At 49.0% G+C, this 20,487-nt stretch carries 18 protein-coding genes; 4 read left to right on the forward strand and 14 right to left on the reverse strand.

Going from position 1 to position 20,487, the window contains the following annotated elements; genetic code table 11:
- Positions 1 to 117: 117 nt before the first annotated feature.
- Positions 118 to 729 (reverse strand): LysE family translocator, encoded by a 612-nt coding sequence (locus BFC18_RS12985; RefSeq protein ID WP_070125976.1) that lies wholly within the window; start codon positions 727 to 729, stop codon positions 118 to 120.
- 100 nt (positions 730 to 829) lie between these two features.
- On the reverse strand, positions 830 to 1,780 hold the full coding sequence (locus BFC18_RS12990; protein WP_245680380.1) for a LysR family transcriptional regulator: 951 nt from the start codon (positions 1,778 to 1,780) through the stop codon (positions 830 to 832).
- 64 nt (positions 1,781 to 1,844) lie between these two features.
- Between BFC18_RS12990 and BFC18_RS12995 the strand changes: the two genes are divergently transcribed.
- Complete coding sequence (locus BFC18_RS12995) at positions 1,845 to 3,911, forward strand: TonB-dependent receptor (RefSeq protein WP_070125977.1); 2,067 nt, start codon at positions 1,845 to 1,847, stop codon at positions 3,909 to 3,911.
- Between the two features lie 4 nt (positions 3,912 to 3,915).
- Complete coding sequence (locus tag BFC18_RS13000; protein WP_070125978.1) at positions 3,916 to 5,031, forward strand: PepSY-associated TM helix domain-containing protein; 1,116 nt, start codon at positions 3,916 to 3,918, stop codon at positions 5,029 to 5,031.
- Between the two features lie 38 nt (positions 5,032 to 5,069).
- Here BFC18_RS13000 and BFC18_RS13005 read toward each other — a convergent pair whose 3' ends face one another.
- Complete coding sequence (locus BFC18_RS13005; RefSeq protein ID WP_070125979.1) at positions 5,070 to 5,489, reverse strand: Lrp/AsnC family transcriptional regulator; 420 nt, start codon at positions 5,487 to 5,489, stop codon at positions 5,070 to 5,072.
- Positions 5,490 to 5,645: 156 nt separating this feature from the next.
- Between BFC18_RS13005 and yjeH the strand changes: the two genes are divergently transcribed.
- Positions 5,646 to 6,908 carry an L-methionine/branched-chain amino acid transporter gene (gene yjeH / locus BFC18_RS13010; RefSeq protein WP_070126131.1) on the forward strand — a complete coding sequence of 421 codons (1,263 nt, stop codon included), beginning with the start codon at positions 5,646 to 5,648 and terminating at the stop codon, positions 6,906 to 6,908.
- A 33-nt stretch (positions 6,909 to 6,941) separates the two neighbouring features.
- Here yjeH and BFC18_RS13015 read toward each other — a convergent pair whose 3' ends face one another.
- A complete protein-coding gene (locus BFC18_RS13015; protein WP_070125980.1) occupies positions 6,942 to 8,177 on the reverse strand; it encodes an ABC transporter permease in 1,236 nt (411 codons plus the stop codon).
- Complete coding sequence (locus BFC18_RS13020; protein ID WP_342670044.1) at positions 8,177 to 8,845, reverse strand: ABC transporter ATP-binding protein; 669 nt, start codon at positions 8,843 to 8,845, stop codon at positions 8,177 to 8,179. The genes BFC18_RS13015 and BFC18_RS13020 overlap by 1 nt, the downstream gene beginning before the upstream one ends.
- 116 nt (positions 8,846 to 8,961) lie before the next feature.
- Here BFC18_RS13020 and BFC18_RS13025 point away from each other — a divergent pair, with 116 nt between their 5' ends.
- Positions 8,962 to 9,528, forward strand: a complete 567-nt coding sequence (locus tag BFC18_RS13025) for a DUF3299 domain-containing protein (protein ID WP_070125982.1) — start codon at positions 8,962 to 8,964, stop codon at positions 9,526 to 9,528.
- A gap of 111 nt (positions 9,529 to 9,639) precedes the next feature.
- Here BFC18_RS13025 and BFC18_RS13030 read toward each other — a convergent pair whose 3' ends face one another.
- The 9 genes from BFC18_RS13030 to BFC18_RS13070 all read right to left on the reverse strand — a co-directional run bounded on the left by BFC18_RS13030 (position 9,640) and on the right by BFC18_RS13070 (position 20,460).
- Positions 9,640 to 10,026: a MerC domain-containing protein gene (locus BFC18_RS13030; RefSeq protein WP_070125983.1), complete on the reverse strand. Its 387-nt coding sequence runs from the start codon at positions 10,024 to 10,026 to the stop codon at positions 9,640 to 9,642.
- A 39-nt stretch (positions 10,027 to 10,065) separates the two neighbouring features.
- A complete protein-coding gene (locus BFC18_RS13035; RefSeq protein WP_070125984.1) occupies positions 10,066 to 10,623 on the reverse strand; it encodes a ZrgA family zinc uptake protein in 558 nt (185 codons plus the stop codon).
- A gap of 248 nt (positions 10,624 to 10,871) precedes the next feature.
- Positions 10,872 to 11,546, reverse strand: a complete 675-nt coding sequence (locus tag BFC18_RS13040) for a hypothetical protein (protein WP_070125985.1) — start codon at positions 11,544 to 11,546, stop codon at positions 10,872 to 10,874.
- Between the two features lie 259 nt (positions 11,547 to 11,805).
- A complete protein-coding gene (gene rhaT / locus BFC18_RS13045; protein WP_070125986.1) occupies positions 11,806 to 12,864 on the reverse strand; it encodes an L-rhamnose/proton symporter RhaT in 1,059 nt (352 codons plus the stop codon).
- A gap of 273 nt (positions 12,865 to 13,137) precedes the next feature.
- Positions 13,138 to 14,283 carry an alpha-hydroxy acid oxidase gene (locus BFC18_RS13050; protein ID WP_070125987.1) on the reverse strand — a complete coding sequence of 382 codons (1,146 nt, stop codon included), beginning with the start codon at positions 14,281 to 14,283 and terminating at the stop codon, positions 13,138 to 13,140.
- 96 nt (positions 14,284 to 14,379) lie between these two features.
- Positions 14,380 to 15,675, reverse strand: a complete 1,296-nt coding sequence (gene rhaI, locus BFC18_RS13055) for an L-rhamnose catabolism isomerase (protein ID WP_070125988.1) — start codon at positions 15,673 to 15,675, stop codon at positions 14,380 to 14,382.
- Positions 15,676 to 15,685: 10 nt separating this feature from the next.
- Positions 15,686 to 17,878, reverse strand: coding sequence for a bifunctional rhamnulose-1-phosphate aldolase/short-chain dehydrogenase (locus tag BFC18_RS13060; protein WP_070125989.1), 2,193 nt, complete (start codon positions 17,876 to 17,878; stop codon positions 15,686 to 15,688).
- Positions 17,879 to 18,180: 302 nt separating this feature from the next.
- The gene (locus BFC18_RS13065) at positions 18,181 to 18,966 is read right to left on the reverse strand and encodes a DeoR/GlpR family DNA-binding transcription regulator (protein WP_070125990.1); all 786 of its coding nucleotides are present in this window, start codon (positions 18,964 to 18,966) and stop codon (positions 18,181 to 18,183) included.
- Between the two features lie 99 nt (positions 18,967 to 19,065).
- Positions 19,066 to 20,460, reverse strand: coding sequence for an FGGY-family carbohydrate kinase (locus tag BFC18_RS13070; RefSeq protein ID WP_070125991.1), 1,395 nt, complete (start codon positions 20,458 to 20,460; stop codon positions 19,066 to 19,068).
- Positions 20,461 to 20,487: the final 27 nt, after the last annotated feature.

Raw genomic sequence — 20,487 nt, forward strand, 5'->3', positions numbered from 1 at the left:
AAAGGACTTATTTTTGAATGTTCGTGCTCTTTGCCGACTTGCAGGTCTTACTGCCGAAGATGAATAGACTGCCGTTAATAAGAAGAGTTTTCCTAGACAGCCGTCTTCGCACATTTTTTATAGTGAAACGGCTTTCACCGCCAGTAAAATCAACACGCCGCCTGTTACCTTATCAATGATCCCCGCTTTGGCCTGAATTCGTTGTACTACCGCCTGACTCGACATCACCACGGCAATCAGCGTGTACCACAGCCCATCAATTAATGCCGGGGTTGCAACGATAACCGCCGTTTCCGCCATGTTGTCGGCCACACCGATAAACTGACTGAACAGGGCTATAAAAAAGAGTGCGATCTTAGGATTGAACAATGATATTGCCAGGCCATCCCCTGCTGCTGCCAGCGCAGAGACTTTTTTGCCAGACTGCAATTGCGCCTGAATACCGCCCTTCGACATCAGCGATTTTACGCCAAGATAGGCCAGATACCCGGCTCCCAGCCAGGTGAGTGCTTTAAACAACACCGGTGAATGTTGCAGTAACACGGCCAATCCAGAACTGGTTAATAATGCATAGAAGAAAACACCCGACGCATGGGCCCATGCAGTACAAAGCCCGTTAAAGCGCCCGCCAGACAGCGCATGTTTGGTCACAACCGCCAGACTCGGACCAGGAGACATGGCTCCCAACAAACAAACAGAAAATAAGGTGAAAAATACAACGATCGTCATGATGCCCCTCCAATTTCCTGCATTGTAGAAGCATCACAAGCATAACTGGAAATCATAAGATATCATTACAGCTATGATTTAGAGTAATACCGAAAATCAATTAAAGTTGGATTGAGCTTTCGCAATGGGCAATAGCGTCTTTTACCTGCTCCCGCGCCCATTTATGTCTGATGTCATTATCATATTTTGGATGCCAGATAAGCCAGTACTGATTTTCTTCAACGTTGAAAGGCAGTGGTTTATACACAATATTCCAGCTGTCCCCCAAACTCTCAGCAATGTGCTCTGGCATCACCATTAGCCCGTCGAATACTTGCAAATGGCTCAGTGCCGCATTGAAGAAGGGCACCCGTAAATGAACCCGGCGCTGTAAGTCTTGCTGCCGCAGAATGTCATCAACAAAGGTATCTTTGTCAGCCCCACCGGTAATTTTAATATGCGGATAAGCAATCAGTTCATTCACGGTGACATGCTTTTTTGAAGCCAGTGGATGTGACTGGTGCATCACCAGCACCGAATGGTCCGCGCCAATGCGGATACCAGAAATGCCGTCCGGTTTATGCGGCAACATGGTGGAAGCGATATCGATATTGAGTTCGTGGAGCCGGTGAATATATTCGGGCTCCCACAATCGCAAGCTCACCGCCAGATTTGGCGCCTGCTTACTGAGCCGCTTGCATACGTCCGGCATGACATACTGGGCAACATAATCACTCGACGACAGCACCAGCTCGCCAAACCAGTTTTCAGGGTCGAATACGGTTTCAGCCAACAGCAAATCGAAATCGTCCATTAGCGTGTCGAGCTTCGCTTTCAGCATTTCAGCTTTTGGCGTCATGATAAGCACATTGCCATTGCGTACCAGCAACTCGTCCTGCCAGATATCCCGAAGCTGAGCCAGTTGCCTGCTCACCGCTGACTGGGTGATATGAAGACGTTGCGCTGCTTTGCTCACATGGGCTTCCTGCAACAATACGTGTAACGTGCGAAGCAAGTTGAGGTTAGTATTTCTGAGCATGATAACGGGCTCGGGTGCGACATTATGTCGCATTGTAGCAGACCCTGTGAGAAGGAATAATCTGCGCTGAATTTTTAACGTTTCAGTCAGAGATTTTATGCCTTTCAAAAACGCCCGGTTTCTTCCTGTTTCTCCCGTTCTGCTTTTTCCGCTTTCCACTTTGTTTATCGCGTTATCGCTGAACGCACAGGAAACGGATGCGACAAATGCAGACAATAGCCGCAAAGGCGACATAAGCTTTTCTGTTGGTGAACGAATTGAGGTGACAGCGAAAGCATCCGCAGACGCCAGCCGGATGCTTACCTCTGTAGACCGTTTATCCGGTGATGCGGTTCGTCAGCCAGATATTGATTATGCCTGGCAGTTGGCGGGCAGAATGCCCGGCGTGGTACTGACCGAATTTAACCAGGGCACCACCAGCGGAAAGCTTTCATTTCGTGGATTTAACGGCGAGGGCGAAGTGAATGCGGCCAAACTGTTAATCGATGATATTCCGTCAAACGCAAACAGTGGCAACATGCCCTATCTCGATATGATCCTGCCCATCGAGATTTCCACCCTGGAGCTGGTGCGGGGCACGACTGACCCACGCTACGGTCTGCACAACATTGCAGGCAATGTGAACTTCATTACCCGTACCGGGGGCGATTACACCGACGCAAGACTGTCTGCAGGTAGCTTTGGCAAGTATGATGTACAGGCAGCACTTGGAAACGAATCGGGTGATTTCAGCCAGAATTATGCCATTGGCTACCGGGAAGGTGACGGATACCGGGATCATGGCGAGTTTGACCGCACCAGTCTTGCGGGCAAATGGGGTTATGCCATTTCCTCTACGTTGTCTGCAAATGCCAGCGCGCGTTATTACGACAGCGATGCGCAGGAAGCCGGCTACCTCACCCGCGAAATAGCCTATTCAAATCCCCGTGCCACTAATGACTATAACGCGTCAGATATGGGTACCCGGGAAATGCAGCAATACAGCCTGGGTCTGCACAGCGAACCATCGAAAAATATTACCTACAAAGTGACCAGTTGGTTGAACAAGCTTGAAGACGACCGCTACGTGACTTATTCAGCAGGAGTCAGCCAACAGAACCGTTACACCGAAGAAGAGCATTACGGTGTGCAGGCTTCGGCAACTTATACTGTTCACAATTCAGGTCTGAATGGCCTATTTTTTGAAGCCGGTGCCAGCATAGAGGGACAAGATAATATTTCCGCCCGTTACCTGAGTACCAACCGTATCGCCAACACCCAAACCAGAGATCAGCATTTCAGACTTCGTGTTAAAGGCGCGTACATTCAAAGTGAAATAGCGCCGGCAGACTGGTTGCGTATAACCCCTGCGTGGCGGGTAGATAAAGTAACCGGTGATTTTGAGGACCGGTTAAATAATGTGACGGCACCAGTAAATGACTACGGTACGATTAGTCAGCCCAAACTGTCTGTGGCGGTGTTACCCACAGATGCCATTACCCTGTTTGCTAACTGGGGTGAAACGTTTCAAATTGGTGTGGGCTCAGGCGCTTATCTTATCCCGCCCCGCCAGACCAATCTGGAACCGTCGGTAAACCGCGGCTGGGAAGCGGGTATCGCCTACAAACCCGATGCCAATATGAATGCCCGCCTGACGCTTTGGAATCAAACGGCCAGCGGCGAACTGAAACGTCGATTGAACGACCCAAATGGTGATTTTGAAAACCTGGGGGCCACTGAACGGCAAGGTATTGATTTGCAGGGTGCATGGTCGCCATCGAAAGATTTTTCTCTGTGGGCAACACTCGCCTGGCAGCAAGCCGAAATTGAGACGCCCTCTGCGGATCAACCCGAACTGGCGGGCAACGATATTGATCATGTTCCCGGGTGGGTTTACTCTGCCGGTGCCGATTGTTATCTGAATGAAAAAATCATGCTGTCAGCGGTACTGCGTGGTCAGACAGGTTACGAACTAAACTCTGCTAATAACGCCGGAACGTTTGGTGATTTCACTCTGCTGAATCTGCTTGCCCGATACCGCGTGTCAGAGAACACCGATGTGATGCTGGAGTTGAAGAACGTAACTGATGAATATTATGAGTATGTTTGGTGGGATGGTAGCCAAAGTCTGCATAGTCCGGGTGAAGGGCGCGCCGTCGCAGCGTCAGTCATGCTGAAGTTCTGACGATATGGGCATCAACTGGCGAAAGGTTCACAGACGAATCCACCTGTGGTTGGGTTTGTCTGTAGGAATACTATTTACCGTCATCGCGCTTTCCGGCGCGATTCTTGTTTTTTATAACGAACTCGATAGCGCCCTAAATTTACCCGCTACGCAGCCACAACAAGCTGCAGTCTCGCCAGACTATGACACCGCACTTAAAACACTGCGTACGGCCTACCCTGATAAAACCCGTTCGTGGCGCTTTGAAGTCACGAACGACGCTGGTGTTATTCCGGCCCGCTATTACAATCCCAAAGAGACGGCAGGAGAAGACTTTGCACCTATGATGGTGTGGCTAACCGCCGATGGCACCACCGTTTTACGGCGTGACTTCTGGGGGCAGTATTTTGTTACCTGGATTTACAATCTGCACTTTCGTTTATTGCTGGGTAAAACCGGCGGCATCATAGTGGGATACCTGGGGCTTGCGTGCACGTACTTGCTGATAAGTGGCTTGATTGCCTGGTGGCCCAAACGGGGACAATGGGCGAGGCAACTGCGTTTTAAGCGCAAGGCGAATAAAATCGGGCTGCTATACGACTGGCACAAAACCCTTGGTTTAATCAGTGCTGTTCCGCTTCTACTACTCTGTGTGACTGGCGTAATGCTGGCACTACCTGAAGAATCCCGCTTTGTACTAGAACCTGTTTTTGGTCAATCGCAGTTCGCAAAATTTGCCCCTGAAAATGCCACGTCTGCACCACACGTTATTTCTCCGGCACAGGCACTGGCTATCGCAAAGCAGGCATTGCCTGACAGTAAAGGCGCCTGGATTGAAACACCGGACGACGAAGGCTCTCGTGCCCACTATCGCATTCGTTTGCAAGTATCAGGCGACCCTTCCCGACGCTTTCCTCACAGTTATGTTTATATCGACGGTGTGTCCGGAAAGTTACTGGAGGTGTTTGACTATCAGCAACAAGGCGCGACGAATACCATCATGAACTGGCTGCATCCGTTACATGACGGCACCTACTTCACCCTGGCTGGCCGGATTTTGTGGTTACTCACCGGCGTGCTGACACTGGCGCTTTTTGTACTGGGTATCTGGCGCTGGATGCTGCGCGCCCGCTATATCTAAAACCAACGAGACTCTAACCAAAGCTTTTCAAACCAAAGCTACCCCAACCACTGATTCAGCACCACGTGGGTTTTTATTTTGATGATGTCGTCGATGGTATCGATATGCTCACGGATTTCATGAAGCCGGCGCATGGTGTCTGCTTTTATCAGCACGATAAGGTCGCACTCGCCGGTAACACCGTAGCACGACACCACCTCGGGAATAGCGCGAAAGTATGGCACCACATCTGCACACCGTGCCCGCTTATGCTGAATTTCCAGATAGGCGGCAACGCCCTCTTTTTGCGATTCTGACAACATTACCTGATAGCCGCGGATCACATTGGTGGATTCCAGCTTTTTTATCCGTTCTGTTACCGCCGAACGAGACAGGCCCACTTCATCGGCAATCGCTGAAATACTGGCCCGGGCATTTTGTCGGAGTTGAGCAAGAATAGCCTGATCGAATTTGTCCATCATGATTCCGTCATTTTGCAGGTAAAAAGTCTTTCTGCCGTCAAAATGACGGCAACAACGCGCTGAATGCACGCAAAGTAACACGTTATGAAGCGCAAAATCGCAGTATATTACGCAATTGAAATTAACGCAGTACGATTGGGTTTGTTTATCACCATGCACGATGCAAATAACAAAATTGGACGCTGGCAGGGCGCTGGGCTGCTAACCACCACTTTGCTGGGTACCAGCGTATTTATTCTACCGCAGATGACCATCAACACCGCTGGCCACTGGGCGATGATTAGCTGGCTTGTGTTAACGGTAGCGATTCTGCCCGTTGCCATGGTGTTTGCTAAACTCTCCTCCCGCTACCCTCATGCGGGCGGCCCGGCCTATTTTGTTGAAAAGGCGTTTGGCAAATCTGCAGGCAGAACCATCGGATTGCTGTTCTTGTTTGTGGTACCTATTGGCGCGCCTGCTGCCATCATTATGACGTACTGGTTTATCGAAACGCTGTTTGGTCTCTCACCAGACTGGGCGCTGCCTGTTCAACTTGGCATTATCGCGCTGCTATTTGCGCTGAATTATCGGGGTATTCAGTTTTCTTCCACCTTGCAGCTTATCCTTACCCTGGTGATAACCTTAGTGGTCATCGCTATGTTGGCAGGTCAGCCTGTGGCGTCGGGCGAACTGATCCCTGAGGCAACGACGACGTCTTTTGACATGAATCCCATGTTGGCCGCCATGGGCATCGCATTCTGGAGTTTTCTGGGCATAGAAGCCATTTCCCATCTGGCCGATGATTTTAAAGATCCGGGGCGGGACTTAGTCCCTGCCATTATGACCGGCACATTACTGGTGGGTTTAATTTATCTGGGCTGTACCTGGTTGCTCATCGACACGCCAGTGTCGGATTCTTTGAGCATGGTCATCGTATTTGACCAGATATTCTCCGGTGGTGGCGCGGCGGTTATCGGTGCACTCGGTGTAGCTGGCGGCCTAGCAACTGTGAATGTGTACACAGCCAGTCTGGCCCGATTAACCTGGAGTTTAAGCAACGATAAAGTCTTACCGGGTTACTTCCAAAACCTAAATCAGCACAACGTGCCTCAACGGGCACTGCAATGCGTACTTGTCGTCATGACACTCACCCTGGTTATCACCCATTACGGTGCATACAACCTGGAAGACCTGATTGGTTGGGTTAACGGGGTATTTGTACTGATTTATCTGGCGAGCATGCTGGCTGCCGTCCGCCTTTTATCAGCAAAGCACCGTCCACTGGTAATGCTAAGCTGTCTGTTCTGCGCCACCATCGCTGTGGGACTGGGCACAAAGATGCTTTATGCGCTGGGATTATTTTGCGTGTGCGCGCCACTGCTCTGGTATCAGCAGCGGCTTGCAGAAAGCAAAGCTGAGCGCCAGTTGCAGCGCTAAGCTTTGCCCCGCCTGCATTTATTCCGCCTGCAATTAAAGGCGGGAATGTATGGCTTTACGATAAGCGTCGATAGCGGGTAGCAGGGTTGTCACAATGGTTGCTGCCAGTACCGCACCAATCACTATAGCATTGTGTACGCTGAAAAAATTGGCAGACATAAACAAGCCGTACTCACTGGCCAACCAGCCTTTTGATACCGAAAAGAGCACTGTGAGCAGACTGGTAGACACCACGCTTGCGGCAATGGCAATGAGCAGCGCTTCGGTGAGCAACAACATGAAAATGGTGCCACCACCTGCGCCGAGAATACGCAGCACAGCAATTTCTTTTTCTCGCTGCTGCATGGAAGCCAACAGCATGGTGGACAAGCCAAATAGCGATGATACCAACACAAGCACACTGATTATCCGCAGCAAATTCTCCACGGTGCCCATCATCTTCCACAACTCAGCCATGGCCACACCCGGCAAAATAGCCATCAGCCTGTCGTCCTGATAATTGTTCAGTTCTCGTTGCAAAGTAAAGGTCGCGAATTTTGATTTCAGACCTAACATCACCGCCGTTACATCATCGGGTTGAATAAGCGGGTTACTGGTGTCATCAGGATTTGCAACAATCGGTTTGAGCTTAGACGGCGATAAATGCATGGCCTCAATGCCTTCAAGACTGACATGCACAGTTTTGTCTACCGGTGTTCCAGTGGCAGCCAGAATGCCGGTGATGGTGAAAGGCGACTGATCATGATTAGTAAAGCTCACCATGCCGGTACCGTGGGCGATAACAATTTTGTCGCCCACGTGATAACCGAGCTTTTTCGCCACATCTGCTCCAATAACCGCGCCAAAAACACCAGCAAATGGCTGCCCGGAAGCAAATGTCAGCCGTTGTTTGTCGCCATATTTATAGTGTTCAAAATAGTCCTGGCTTGTACCTAGCACCCGAAATCCATGATGAGAATCGCCCAGCGAAATCGGAATAACCCACTCTACCTGACTATGCCCTTTGAGCATCTCCACGCTTTCATAACTGATGTTATTGGTGGGGCTCCCCATCCGGAAAATGCTATAAAGCATTAAATTCAACTGGCCACTGGGCGCGCCAACAATAAGGTCAACATCAGACACCGTACGGCTGAAGCTGCTTTCAGCTTGCATTCGCACATGCTCAACACTAAGCAGCACACTGATACTGATCAGTAACGATAAGAACGTGAGTACCACCGATTTTGCGCGGCTTTTCAGGCTGCTTACAGCAAAAGATAGCAACATTATTCTGCCTCCTTCAGTGTACAAAGTGCACTTAGCGATACCGATGAAGACAGGTATTTCTCCAGACTTTTATCATGACTCACAAAAATTAACGTGGTGTTTTGCGTTTCGCACAGTGCGGTTAGCATATTCATGAAAGCATCGCGGGCGTCTGTGTCCAACGCCGATGTCGGTTCATCCACCAGCAGAATTTCAGGCTCATTAATCAGTGCCCTGGCTATTGCCACCCGTTGTTGCTGACCCACACTCAGACTACCAGCTGACTGGTGTAGTACTTCCGACGGCAGGCGTAACGCGTCAATCATCGCAGCAGCTTTACTATCAACACTGGCTTTATTGTCAGCAAAGTAAGCGGCCAGACGAATGTTTTTCAGCACGCTGAGATGCGGCACCAAATTAAACTGCTGAAACACCACACCAATATGTTTAGCACGAAATTTATCGCGCTTGCGGGTGGGCAGTGATGAAAAGGGCTGGTCGAGCAAAGCAATCTCACCGCTCTCTGGCTGCAACACACCGGCAAGCAGGTTAAGGAGCGTGGTTTTTCCTGTGCCCGAGGGACCATGCAAGAATACTTTATCGCCGGTCTGTACCTCCCAGTTCGGGATAGACAGGGTTACCTGACTCTTCGGATACCGGTGCTGCACATCTTTGAGACGTATCGCCACTGGAACGGATGAATTTCTGTTTTGCTGACTATTCAAAGAGGACTCTTATCGTTACTATCATAATTACGTGATGTTATAACATTTACGAATTTCACTAACCAATAGCGACACTTTTAATGAAACAAATCCTGAGACAATTTGCATCTGTCATCGGCGTGGCAACGCTGCTTTATAGCGCGTCGCTTTCTGCCACCGAATATCAGCAAACCGAATGGATTGATCTGATGCCAGAATCGGATCTGGCTGCACTGATGGACCCACCAGACTATCTGAACAACGTGGCTGATGGCTCGCAGCAAGACTCGGTGGATGCGTTTTCGCAACAGCAATTCAGTGATGAGAAAGCGCAGCGCTTTCAACAAGCACTGAATTCTACACAGGTCATTCCTGAATATGACGGTCGCGCTATTCGTATTCCAGGCTTTATCGTGCCATTACAACAGAATGACGAGAAGCAAGTCACCGAATTTTTTCTGGTTCCCTACTTCGGCGCTTGTCTGCATATGCCGCCGCCACCACCGAATCAGATTATTTATATCAGTTTGAAGGAAGGTCTGGAACTTGAAGATTTGCAGCAACCTTTCTGGTTTGAAGGTGAAGTCGATATTCAGACTCGCCATCACGAACTGGGTACCGCCGCTTACACACTGAATGTGGACAATTATGAACTCTATGAAGAATAACACGCGCGCCGGTAGTGACAGCGCGTTCACCATGAAGATACAAGCAAAGCAATACTTGTCGGTGAGGCATGGTCGTGATGCCTGTTTTTTGTTAAGTCAGGGTTTTACGGTTTAGCGACGGTGGTGACGTTGCCGATAATTCTGGATATGCGCATAAACAATAAATAAAGAAGCGACGATAGTGAGTACGGTTTCTCCTATCTCGCCAACTAGATCGTGAGCGATGGTACCCGCCAGGGTAAGCAGCAGTAGCCCGAGCAGACCACTGCCCAGAATGGCCGCGCTTTTGTGATGTCGATAGCCCGCGGTAATCGCAATGACGCCAACAGGAAGCACAAAGAAAAGCAGAATTTGATGAAAGACCTCGTGATCGAGAAATGCGACGCCGCCAAGCGCAGGTAACGCGATAAGAAGAATTGGCGTGATAATGCAGTGCACCACACAAAGAGAAGAAAGCGCTATGGCAATTTTGTCACCGATAGCCTGAATTCGTGGCATGAGATCTCCGGGAGAAACAGATGATGGTTGCATAGTGATTTACCAGTTAATGGTTGCTGCCTGTGGCGTTACATCCGTCATGCCCTGACCTTTATCCGTCACCCACTGCACTTCGAGTGAACTTAAAGAGGGGGCTAGCCCAAACATATTTATGGTGAGCGCCGAGATATCATCATTACAGGAAAGCTGATAGGTCAGACTGACATCTTCATGCTGGTGCTGGCGATGTGCTTCGTGGGCATCATCGCCAGCATGCCCGGCGTGACTCTCATGATCTTCGTGATGTTCAGCATGAGGTATATGGATGTCCTGCTGAGCGACTTTGCAACTTCCGCTAATGCTGGCGACATTCCTGAACTCACTCAACGCCGTTTCCATAGCGTGCACTTTATCTCTTTGCTTCTGATCCTCTGGTTCGTGCTCGAAACCCAATAAATTAGCTGCCGGTATGGAAAATTGCAGCTGCCACTGACTGTCGTCCTGAGCAACTAAAAGCTGGCCGTGGCCGTGCACATGTTTGTCTCTTACCCCCTGAGCAACAGAAGTAATGGGCAATATAGCGATTGCCATGATCGTCAAATGAACCCGTTTGAACATTACCACCTCAACGAAACATTATAATATAACAATTTATGAGATGTTATAATGTACCAAATACAAACACAACTATAGAATCAACCAGACTGAAAAATGTCTACCGGAAGTAAAGGTAACGATGATTAAGACAAATAGCATGTCGGTACGGAAGCGCAGGTAACAAAGGGCTGAATAACAGTGAGAAAGACAGGTGAGCTATCGCTGCTCCCAGGTATCACCTACCTGGGAGCAACAATTAAAAGAGTGTATTAAAGTTTAGCGATTCCTTGAGCTTTGATACCGCAAGCGCCGTGGCTACGTTTTTCAAGGTAAGCCACTTCCAGCGACTCCATCATAGGTGTGTGATGGTCGATAGATAAGATATGTTTTTCAATACGTCCAACATCAAAGGTGGTGAAGAAATTTTTCAGAAAAACTTCTTCGCTTTCGTCTTGAACAAGCACCCGTGCGCCGGTTTGAACAGTCACAATCTCATCGTCGGAGATATGATATTTATTCTTAAACGCTTCAACTTTTGCAAGATAAGCCTGGGCGCGTTCTGGCGAACTGGCAAGGATGGTTGGCAACTTTGCTGCTTCAGAAAACGGGATCTTCTCTTTGCCCAGGATATACATGTTGTCCTGACTAAAAGGCGTCCAATTTTTCGATGCTTTTTCAACGATAGCGATTTGGTCGACATTCTGTGCACGCTCAAGGTAGGCAACACCTGTCGCCGGATAATCAGTTAACAAAGCCAGATTAATTTGTACCTGCGACTGGAAGTCGTTACCAATAACAGTAAGAAGCTTATTTTCGCTTGCTACTGGCTCGGCGGCTTCACACAAATTACTGGGCAAATAATAATAATCACCTTCTGTGATTGCTTGTACCGGAGAAGATGCGGCGGCTGCCACCAACATTGCTGCACTAACTAACTTTTTCATAATCCGTCCTGAATGTTCGCTACGTTGACTGATTAAAAACGTAGCACATTCGCTTGGGTTTGCAGGTTCTAAAAAAAATACCTTTTTATAAAATTAAGAACCTTTAGGTATGAGATCTTATATGTTTTTCTTTATGACTCAGGCGTTTGTAGATTTTGTGCACACTAACAGATAAGCGTAAAGAAATGCAAAAAAGAAGGAGGGGGAGCGCGCCAACCCACTGGAAACCAAACCGAGGAAGGCGCTAGGGACCGTAAAATTATTGGAGCGAATTGCCCACACCGATAACCAGCGTGGCGAGAACCAGTAGCGAAATACCTGCTAGCAATAACATTCTGCTTTTCTTGTTACTGCCTTTCCATTCCATCAACGCTAAACCCCAAAGGGTTGAGAAGATGATGATACTGGCCATGTGAATGGTCCAGCTGGAAAACTCGTATTTGCCCATGTTGCTCTCACCCATGGTGTAGAAGAAAAACTGGAAATACCAGAATGCTCCACCCAGGGCGGCCAGCAGATAGTTTTTCAACATCGTGCTGCCAGGCAACTTCTCAATGCTCGTATTGGTATGACCGAGGAATTCACGGGCAGTTCCATTTTTTATGATCAAATAAATACACCACACGGCATTAGTAGTTAAACCACCAAGCAAAACCACGCAAAGTACAGGTAATCCCTGCCACAGATGGTCTGTACCGGCTTCAATGGTGAGTTCGCGAATCGGCTTACCGGCTGCGATGCCGAAGGCAAAACAAGCCGACATCACACCAGAGAATGCGGCAATGGCCAGCCCCTTTTTCATATCGATAGTCTCACCATCAGACGCTGTGCCCAAACTTCGATTTTTCTCTGCGGTCGCTCGTGCCACCACAATCACGCCCGCAAGGGTCATTAAGGTTCCGCCAACGGCAAACTGTCCTGCTGTAGTGGCTAAAACTGCGCCAATTGTGCCGTCGAAGATTGGCGGGCCGAGGGTACCTAACACCGTGGTAAGGCCGAGTACGATAGCCATACCTGAAGAAATGCCCATGTAGCGCACAGCCAAGCCAAAGGTAAGACCACCGAAGCCCCAGCCCAAGCCCCATAAGAAGCACTGCTGCAAGGTAGACATGTCTGTTGCGCCTAATACGCCGAGCAGATCTTCTGTTTGGATCCAGGCAAAGAACCACGGACAAAGAAACCAGCTGAATATACCACCCGCTAGCCAGAAAATTTCCCAGGACCATCGCTGAATGCGTTTATATGGAACGTAAAAACTGGCGGAGAACAGCCCTCCTAACCAGTGAAACAAAACACCTAACATTGGATTCGGCGTCATACCTAACTCCCTCAACCATCCGCATGTAATTTTTTAGTAACGGATTTACATCATTGAAACACTCGAAGGGCCAGCATACACAAATTTTTAACGCCGATCACATACTTTTAGTCAGTTCCAATCATATTTTTGCAATTACGAAAGTTAAGCGTGACTGTAATTGAGTATTAAGATGCACAGCATGATTGCTAAGTTGAGGAAAATCGTGATGTTAACGGTAAATTAAAAGCACAAAAAAGGGCCTTATCGGCCCTTTGAAAAGAAAGGTAAATGTTAGCGAAAACGCACGTGGTCGCGGTTGAGTTCGCTTATCTTGCTGCACCCCATCAAACGCATGTCACGCTCGATTTCAGCCACCATTTGCTTCATCGCGCGTTCTACGCCCTTTTGGCCCGCTGCAGCCAGTGCAAACAGATAATAACGACCCAATCCAACGGCTTTTGCGCCCAACGCCAGCGCTTTGAGCACATGGGTACCGCGCTGAATGCCACTGTCGAAGATCACATCAATTTCATCGCCAACTGCATCAACAATTTCTGCAAGGTGATCGAATGAGCTGCGAGAACCGTCTAGCTGACGTCCACCGTGATTGGAAATCACAATGCCGGTACAGCCAATATCTACCGCCCGACGGGCATCTTCTGCACTCATAATGCCCTTAAGACAGAATTGTCCGTCCCAGAACTTCACCATCTCTTCCACATCTTTCCAGTTCATGGAAGGATCGAGCATATTAGTAAAATAGTCACCAATAGAACTGCTAGAGCCACCCATGTTAATGTGCGCATCGAGTTGCGGCAAAGAAAACTTCTCGTGAGTGACATAGTTGATGCCCCACATGGGTTTGGTGGCAAACTGCCACAACCCTGCCAGGTTCAGACGAAACGGAATGGAAAAGCCAGTTCGCAAGTCGCGCTCGCGGTTACCACCGGTGATGGAGTCTACCGTCAACATCATTACCTCAATGCCTGACTCTTTTGCCCGCTCCATCATGGCACGGTTAAGCCCGCGATCTTTATGGAAGTAGAATTGATACACTTGAGGCGTGTCATACTGTTTGGCGATTTCTTCCATGCTCACAGTACCTAAAGACGATACACCAAACATGGTACCGAACTGTTCAGCCACTGCCGCAACAGCACGCTCGCCCTGATGATGGAACAACCGTTGTAACGCCGTTGGCGACATATACACCGGAAGCGCAAGCTTCTGCCCCATCACTTCAACACTTAAATCGATGTCTTTCACACCGGTAAGTACACGGGGAATGAGATCACATTCGCGAAACGCTGAAGTGTTGCGTTTTAGCGTGGTTTCGTCGTCGGCTCCACCGTCGATGTAGTTAAAAATCGGCCCCGGAAGACGCTTTTTCGCCAACTTCCGAAAGTCATGAAAGTTATGACACTGGCTTAATCGCATTGCTCTTTTTCCATTTCCCTGAACAGGTAACACTGCACAACATACAAAACAGCCCGCCGTAGCGAGCTGTAAATTTACACACTGATTACGGCGTGATCAGACAATACCAGAACCGGTAGCGTTTGGATCCTGCGGACGTTGTTTCGCCATACCTTCGCGGTAACCTGCAGCGCGGTATACACCCAGAGGATTAATTGGCGCCCCTTTACGGTAACGGGCCATTGCCAGAATAGGTGAAATATCCAGATTAAAGACGTTTTTCAGTTCCAGCGATGCCATTAACGCGTCGTTGTCTTCCTGATAACCATACAGTGCTTCACGATTCACCAGCAGTGCTTTTACATAAGAACGCTGCACTTCAATGGCTGAATTGATCAAGCTTTCTGCCGGGTCGGTTACGTTGTGTGACTGATCAAGCATGTAAGCTGGACCAAAACCTTCCTGACCACGGTACTCGGCATCGACCAGTTCGTTGAAAATCAGGAACTGCTGATACGGATGCAGTGAACCACTGTCGAGGTCGTCGTCACCATATTTACTGTCATTGAAGTGGAAGCCACCCAGTTTCTTGAACTGAATTAAGCGCGACACAATCATTTCAATGTTAGTGTTCGGTGCATGGTGACCCAGATCTACCAGCGACTTACATTTAGGCCCCAAATGCATAGCAGCCAGCAGGTTTGAACCCCAGTCCTGGATAATGGTGGAGTAGAATGCAGGCTCAAACATTTTGTGTTCGATGTGCATTTCCCAATCGTCAGGCAGACCTTTGTACACCTCTTCCATGCTCGCAAGATAGCGCTCGAAAGCACGCTGGAAATGAGACTGACCAGGATGGTTAGAACCGTCACCCACCCACACTGTCAGGCTTTTCGCACCCAGTTGCTTACCGTATTCGATTACGTCCAGGTTGTGTTGAATGGCCAGGTCACGGGATTCTTTTTTGGTGTTGCTCAGGCTGCCGTACTTGTATGAGTATTCCTGGCCTTTTTGATCCTGGAAGGTATTAGAGTTAACCGATACCCATTTTAGTCCGTATGCGTCAGCTTTCTCTTTCAGTTCAGAGAAATCGCTCACCACATCCCATGGGAAGTGCGGTGAAACGCTGTCGGTACAGCCAGACATTTCGTTGATAACGGCGCAGTCTTCCAGTTTTTCCCAGATATTACGTGGCTCACCGGTGCCCGGGAAGCGGGCAAAACGGGTACCGCCGGTGCCGGTGCCCCAAGATGGCACGGCTACCTGAAACTCACCGGCTTTGGCCGTAATGGTTTCAATATCAATATTGTCACGGGCAAGTTTGTCAGCCAGCGCAGCATAATCGGCGTCCAGGTGGCTCTTTAACTTTTCGTTTTCGTCGTTAATAACGGATGCATCAATTCTTCGTAACATAACTCACCTCTTATCGCAGGAAGGCTTCATGCAGACCGCCGTCTACACTGATCACCTGCCCGGTTGTTTTGCTTAGTTGTCCGGATACAAGAAGATAAGCCGCTTCGGCCTGGTCATCCGGTGTAATAGGTTGTTTGGTCAGGGTGCGCTGGGCGTAGAATTCCGCCAGCTTGTTGCGCAGTGACTCAGTGGTTTCGCTTTCATCATGGGCAATGTCGTACTTGGTTAACGAGGAAATCACGCGGTCACGGGGGAACATGTTACTGCCCTGCACTACCGTAGCCGGTGCCAATGCGTTCACGTTTACCAATGGAGACAAGGTAACGGCCAGCTCACGCACTAAGTGGTTTGCCGCTGCTTTACTGGTGTCGTAAGCCAGTGAACCCTTCTTCGATACCGCAGCATTAACGCTGGTAGTCAGTACCATGGCGCCTTTCAGACCTTGCGCTTCCCAGATTTTCTGGGCCGTGGAACCTACCACGTAACCGCCTTTCACGTTCACGCCAAAGCTGATGTCGAAGATAGAATCATTCTTCGCCAGGTCGCTGCCTTCAGCAATGAACACACCCGCAGTCACGATGACTTTATCTAAACCGCCGTAGGCCAACAGTACCTGGGTAAACAATGCTTCAACGGTTTCACGCTTGGTGATATCAACCTGTAGGGCAACCGCAGGACCACATGACGAAATACCGGTACCGGCAACGCCGATTCCCTGACCATATTTATCTGTGAGTTCGCCAGCGGTACGCTGCGCGTTTTCCAGGTTCAGGTCGGCACAAACAACGTGTGCGCCTTCTTTAGCAACGCGGTGGGCTGTCGCCTTACCAATACCGTCACCGGCACCAATCACCACAACCACGTCACGGGCCAGAGGGGCTTCAGCCGGCATACGCTGCAGTTTTGCTTCTTCCAGCGCCCAGTATTCAATATCAAACGCTTCCTGAGCTGGCAGTGCGGTATATTCAGAAATCGCTTCTGCGCCACGCATTACTTCAATCGCACAGTTATAAAATTCTGCAGTTACGCGAGATTCACTCTTGTTCTTACCCCAGGAAATCATGCCTACGCCCGGAATCAATACCACTGTTGGGCTTGGGTCACGCATTGCTGGAGAGTCTTCGCGTTTACACGCTTCGTAGTACGCCGTGTAATCTTCGCGGTATTTTTCCAGACCCGCTTTAAACTTGGTGATCAGGGTATCGAAGTCGTCATTCTGTGGGTCGAAGTCGACGAACAGTGGCTTAATTTTGGTACGCAGGAAGTGGTCAGGACAAGATGTACCTAACTCAGCAAGACGGGGCGCATCAACACTGTTCACGAATCGCAGAGTAGCGTCGTCGGTTTGAACCGTACCGATAAACTTCACTTTGTTTGAAAGCAAGCCGCGCGCTACAGGTAAGAAGTCTTTCAGCAAATCGGTGCGTGCTGCATCGTCCAGCGACTGGTATTTCTGACCACCAAAGGTCATTTCGCCTTTGTCATGCTCTTCGATGTAGCGCGCTGCGGTTTCAATTACCCACAGAGAGGTTTCGTAGCAGCTTTTACTTTCAGAAGACCAGTTGGTGTGGCCGTGCTGACCCAGCAAAATACCCCAGATATCAGGGTTCGCTGCATAGGTATCTTCGCACAGCTCAGCCGCTTCCCAGCCAGGACGCATCCACGGTACGTAAGCCAGCTTGCCGCCCCAAATCACTTCGGTCAGTTCTTTCTGCGCTTTACAAGAAGCCACTGAAATCACCGCATTCGGGTGCAGGTGATCAACGTGCTTTTCGTCAATCATCGAGTGCAGAGGCGTATCAATAGACGATGCACGGGGGTTCAGGCAGAAGTTACAGTGTTTGAACATGCCTACCATGCGATCTTCGCCGGCAGACTTATAACCCTTATCGCTGTAATCCTGATACACACTGTCCAGTGCATTCAGTTTGTCCTGATACAGTGATGAGAAGTTTTCTTTCTTTGACGTACGCAGGTCGCCGCCAGAACCTTTTACCCAAAGAACTTCCACATCTTTACCGGTAAGCGGATCTTTCTCCATCAGTTTGGCTGACGTGTTACCACCACCCGTGTTGGTGATGCGCTGGTCTTCGCCCAACTTGTTGGAGCGGTATACCAGGTTATCTACGGGATCGAGTTTGTCGGCAACCTCGTCTTCCCACAGATATTTGACGTGTTTGTATTCATCTGGCTGATAAGGCATTTCTGAGCATCCTGTGAAGTTATTAAGTGAATCGGGTCTTCATGACAAAACCGCTGATTGAATACAAATCAATATACATCCATTGCAATCTTTGTCAATCATTTCCAATCACAATATAACAGAATTGTTACATTAATTTTAAAGGGAATATACCTTAGACCAGATAGTATTGATGTAAAAAACCGCAGTTGTTAACGGTTTGGTACCAAATATGAAACTTCGAAGAGGGATTAGGGCAAGCGTAAAGGAAGCGATAGCACAGGATGCACTATCGCTTTGTGATTAATCAGAGCCGGGCAGCTTTAGTCGCAGTTTTCAACCACAATCACATTCACACCGTGTTCGCGAATACGGTCGAGCGCGTCAGGGTCTGCTTTGCTGTCAGTAATCACCGTATCGACGTCGTCCAGGCCACAGAAAATAAGATTGCCACGAATGCCTATCTTACTGCTGTCTGCCAGTACAATGAGCTTGTCAGCGCGCTTACGTAACTTCTGTTCAGCCAATATGAGTAACGGATCGGTTTCCATTACGCCAAATTCACTCACGCCAGGCGAACCCATAAACATTTTACTGCCGCGATAATTCTGTGTGGTGTCGTTCTCGAAAGAACTCAGAATAATGCTTTGCTTACGGTAAACCTCGCCGCCAGGTAGCGTTACCTGATTCTGGCTATTTTCAAGCAGTTCGTGGGCAAGCACGAACGAGTTAGTCAGAATATTCATTTTCCGCTCTACCAGATATTCAGACATCATGAAGGTAGAGGTACCGCCGTTGATAATAATCGACTCGCCATCTTCGCACATGTCGGTGGCGGCTTTAGCAATCAATTGTTTAGTACTGGCATTGCGCTCCCGGTCCACCAGAAAAGCATTTCCTGAAAGACGGATATTCGAGACGGTTTTGTTATCGAGTACCTGCGCACCACCACGAATTTTTCGAATCTTTTTTGCACTTGCCAGTTTGTTAAGGTCGCGGCGAATAGTCGCTTCGGACGAATTCAGCTGAGCGCAAAGATCGCGCACACTGATGAAAGTACTCTCATCAAGGATGTCCAGAATGAGCTGGTGACGTTGCTTCTCCAGCATGGTATTACCTGTATAATTGTTATATGTGTGGGAGATAATATAGTCACCTGTCCAAATGCGATCAATCAAATACGCGCATTTTGATTGAAAGTGATACTTTTAGTTAATATATGAAAACCATTTCGCCCGGTACGCTTCTAAACCATCAAATGCGGCAGGCTCGCAGGTAATCACATCCAACGCTGACTGTTCGCTACTGTTGTAGTGCACCAGGCTTGCTGCGCCCATTACCGTGCCGGTGTTGTCGCGAGACAGCATCACTTTTTGCTGTGGGCGCAACTGCGACACTAGCTGACATAGCATAGGGTTTTTCAAAAACGCCCCTTCTATATATATCGTGCCAGTTGAATTCAGGTCGTTCAATCGCTGATCAATCAAAAGTGCGCAGTAGAGTGTGGCAATGGCCTGTGGCGCTTCTGGTGATGGCGGACACAATAGTTGTGGTGTCAGGCCGCCAAACGGGCCGTTACCCTGACTGAAATCTGGCGTAACCATCCAGCCCTCATCTAACGCCTTTTGGATATCTGCCGCTTCGGCGCTCATACGAATATTGCCGCCCAGGGTAGTACAGATTTTTTCATATTCCCGGCCGCCCATGAAACGGGCACAGCTTACCGGGTTACGATGAATATCCACATTAGCCAGCGTATCGCGGTGCTTTGCCAGCGTTTCGGTGCTGCCGTTCACCTGCATCAGAATGGTCCAGGTACCTGTAGAAATGACGTTGAAGCTTTCGCCATCCTGGGCCATCGACAAATAACGCAGCAAACTGGCGTTACTGTCGTGAATTCCTGCAAAGATTTCGCAATCCTGTGAGAGTCCGGTTTGCTTCGCAACATCCTCAGACACTTTTTCTAAGCAGTCCCAGGCATTACGCAATTCTGGTAGCTTTTCTTGCCAGCCACAGGCGCTTATAAGTGTTGAATAATCTTGTTTTTGCGGGTTCCACATGTCGGTATGGCAACCCAGCGACGTGACTTCGGTGGCCATGTCCGCGCCTAAGCGCCATGCCCAGTATTGGGGATACATCAAAATTGTCGTTGCAGAGGAAAACTGATCAGCAAATTTTGATTGCAACCAAAACAACTGACGCCCCAGGTTCAGCCCCGCAGGCAATGCCGGAGACAAGGTGTCTTCGAAATCGGGTCGTACTTTCTGATAGTTGTCTGAACATGCTTCAATGCCCGCGAATTCGTAGTCGAGTACGGGTAGTACAAGCGCGTCTTCTCGTGGCAGCGCGTCGTTGATTAGCGCGGCAGTAGCGCCATGGGTGGTGACAACAAATCCCTGGATCTGCGGCGTTAGTGAACACGAACGTAAGGTTTCAGTTAACCAGTTCCAAATGCCATCAACGTCGGCTTGCGGATACATGCCTTCGATAGGTGCGTTTTTGCAGCTGAAGCTGGCACATTCTTTACCATTTTTCACCAAAAGCAATTTGATGTGGGTTTTTCCAATATCCAATACGGCTTTAAGCATGCTCTTCTCCTGCATTTGATTTTCCTTTAACGACGACTTACC

It is taken from the genome of Alteromonas confluentis, assembly GCF_001757105.1.
GTDB classification, from domain to species: domain Bacteria; phylum Pseudomonadota; class Gammaproteobacteria; order Enterobacterales; family Alteromonadaceae; genus Alteromonas; species Alteromonas confluentis.

Excerpts from the sequence above, each read along its gene's own strand:
- BFC18_RS12985 (WP_070125976.1), bottom strand. The coding sequence starts at position 729 with ATGACGATCGTTGTATTTTTCACCTTATTTTCTGTTTGTTTGTTGGGA.
- BFC18_RS12990 (WP_245680380.1), bottom strand. The coding sequence starts at position 1,780 with ATGCGACATAATGTCGCACCCGAGCCCGTTATCATGCTCAGAAATACT.
- BFC18_RS12995 (WP_070125977.1), top strand. The coding sequence starts at position 1,845 with ATGCCTTTCAAAAACGCCCGGTTTCTTCCTGTTTCTCCCGTTCTGCTT.
- BFC18_RS13000 (WP_070125978.1), top strand. The coding sequence starts at position 3,916 with ATGGGCATCAACTGGCGAAAGGTTCACAGACGAATCCACCTGTGGTTG.
- BFC18_RS13005 (WP_070125979.1), bottom strand. The coding sequence starts at position 5,489 with ATGGACAAATTCGATCAGGCTATTCTTGCTCAACTCCGACAAAATGCC.
- yjeH (WP_070126131.1), top strand. The coding sequence starts at position 5,646 with ATGCACGATGCAAATAACAAAATTGGACGCTGGCAGGGCGCTGGGCTG.
- BFC18_RS13015 (WP_070125980.1), bottom strand. The coding sequence starts at position 8,177 with ATGTTGCTATCTTTTGCTGTAAGCAGCCTGAAAAGCCGCGCAAAATCG.
- BFC18_RS13025 (WP_070125982.1), top strand. The coding sequence starts at position 8,962 with ATGAAACAAATCCTGAGACAATTTGCATCTGTCATCGGCGTGGCAACG.
- BFC18_RS13030 (WP_070125983.1), bottom strand. The coding sequence starts at position 10,026 with ATGCCACGAATTCAGGCTATCGGTGACAAAATTGCCATAGCGCTTTCT.
- BFC18_RS13035 (WP_070125984.1), bottom strand. The coding sequence starts at position 10,623 with ATGTTCAAACGGGTTCATTTGACGATCATGGCAATCGCTATATTGCCC.
- BFC18_RS13040 (WP_070125985.1), bottom strand. The coding sequence starts at position 11,546 with ATGAAAAAGTTAGTTAGTGCAGCAATGTTGGTGGCAGCCGCCGCATCT.
- rhaT (WP_070125986.1), bottom strand. The coding sequence starts at position 12,864 with ATGACGCCGAATCCAATGTTAGGTGTTTTGTTTCACTGGTTAGGAGGG.
- BFC18_RS13050 (WP_070125987.1), bottom strand. The coding sequence starts at position 14,283 with ATGCGATTAAGCCAGTGTCATAACTTTCATGACTTTCGGAAGTTGGCG.
- rhaI (WP_070125988.1), bottom strand. The coding sequence starts at position 15,675 with ATGTTACGAAGAATTGATGCATCCGTTATTAACGACGAAAACGAAAAG.
- BFC18_RS13060 (WP_070125989.1), bottom strand. The coding sequence starts at position 17,878 with ATGCCTTATCAGCCAGATGAATACAAACACGTCAAATATCTGTGGGAA.
- BFC18_RS13065 (WP_070125990.1), bottom strand. The coding sequence starts at position 18,966 with ATGCTGGAGAAGCAACGTCACCAGCTCATTCTGGACATCCTTGATGAG.
- BFC18_RS13070 (WP_070125991.1), bottom strand. The coding sequence starts at position 20,460 with ATGCAGGAGAAGAGCATGCTTAAAGCCGTATTGGATATTGGAAAAACC.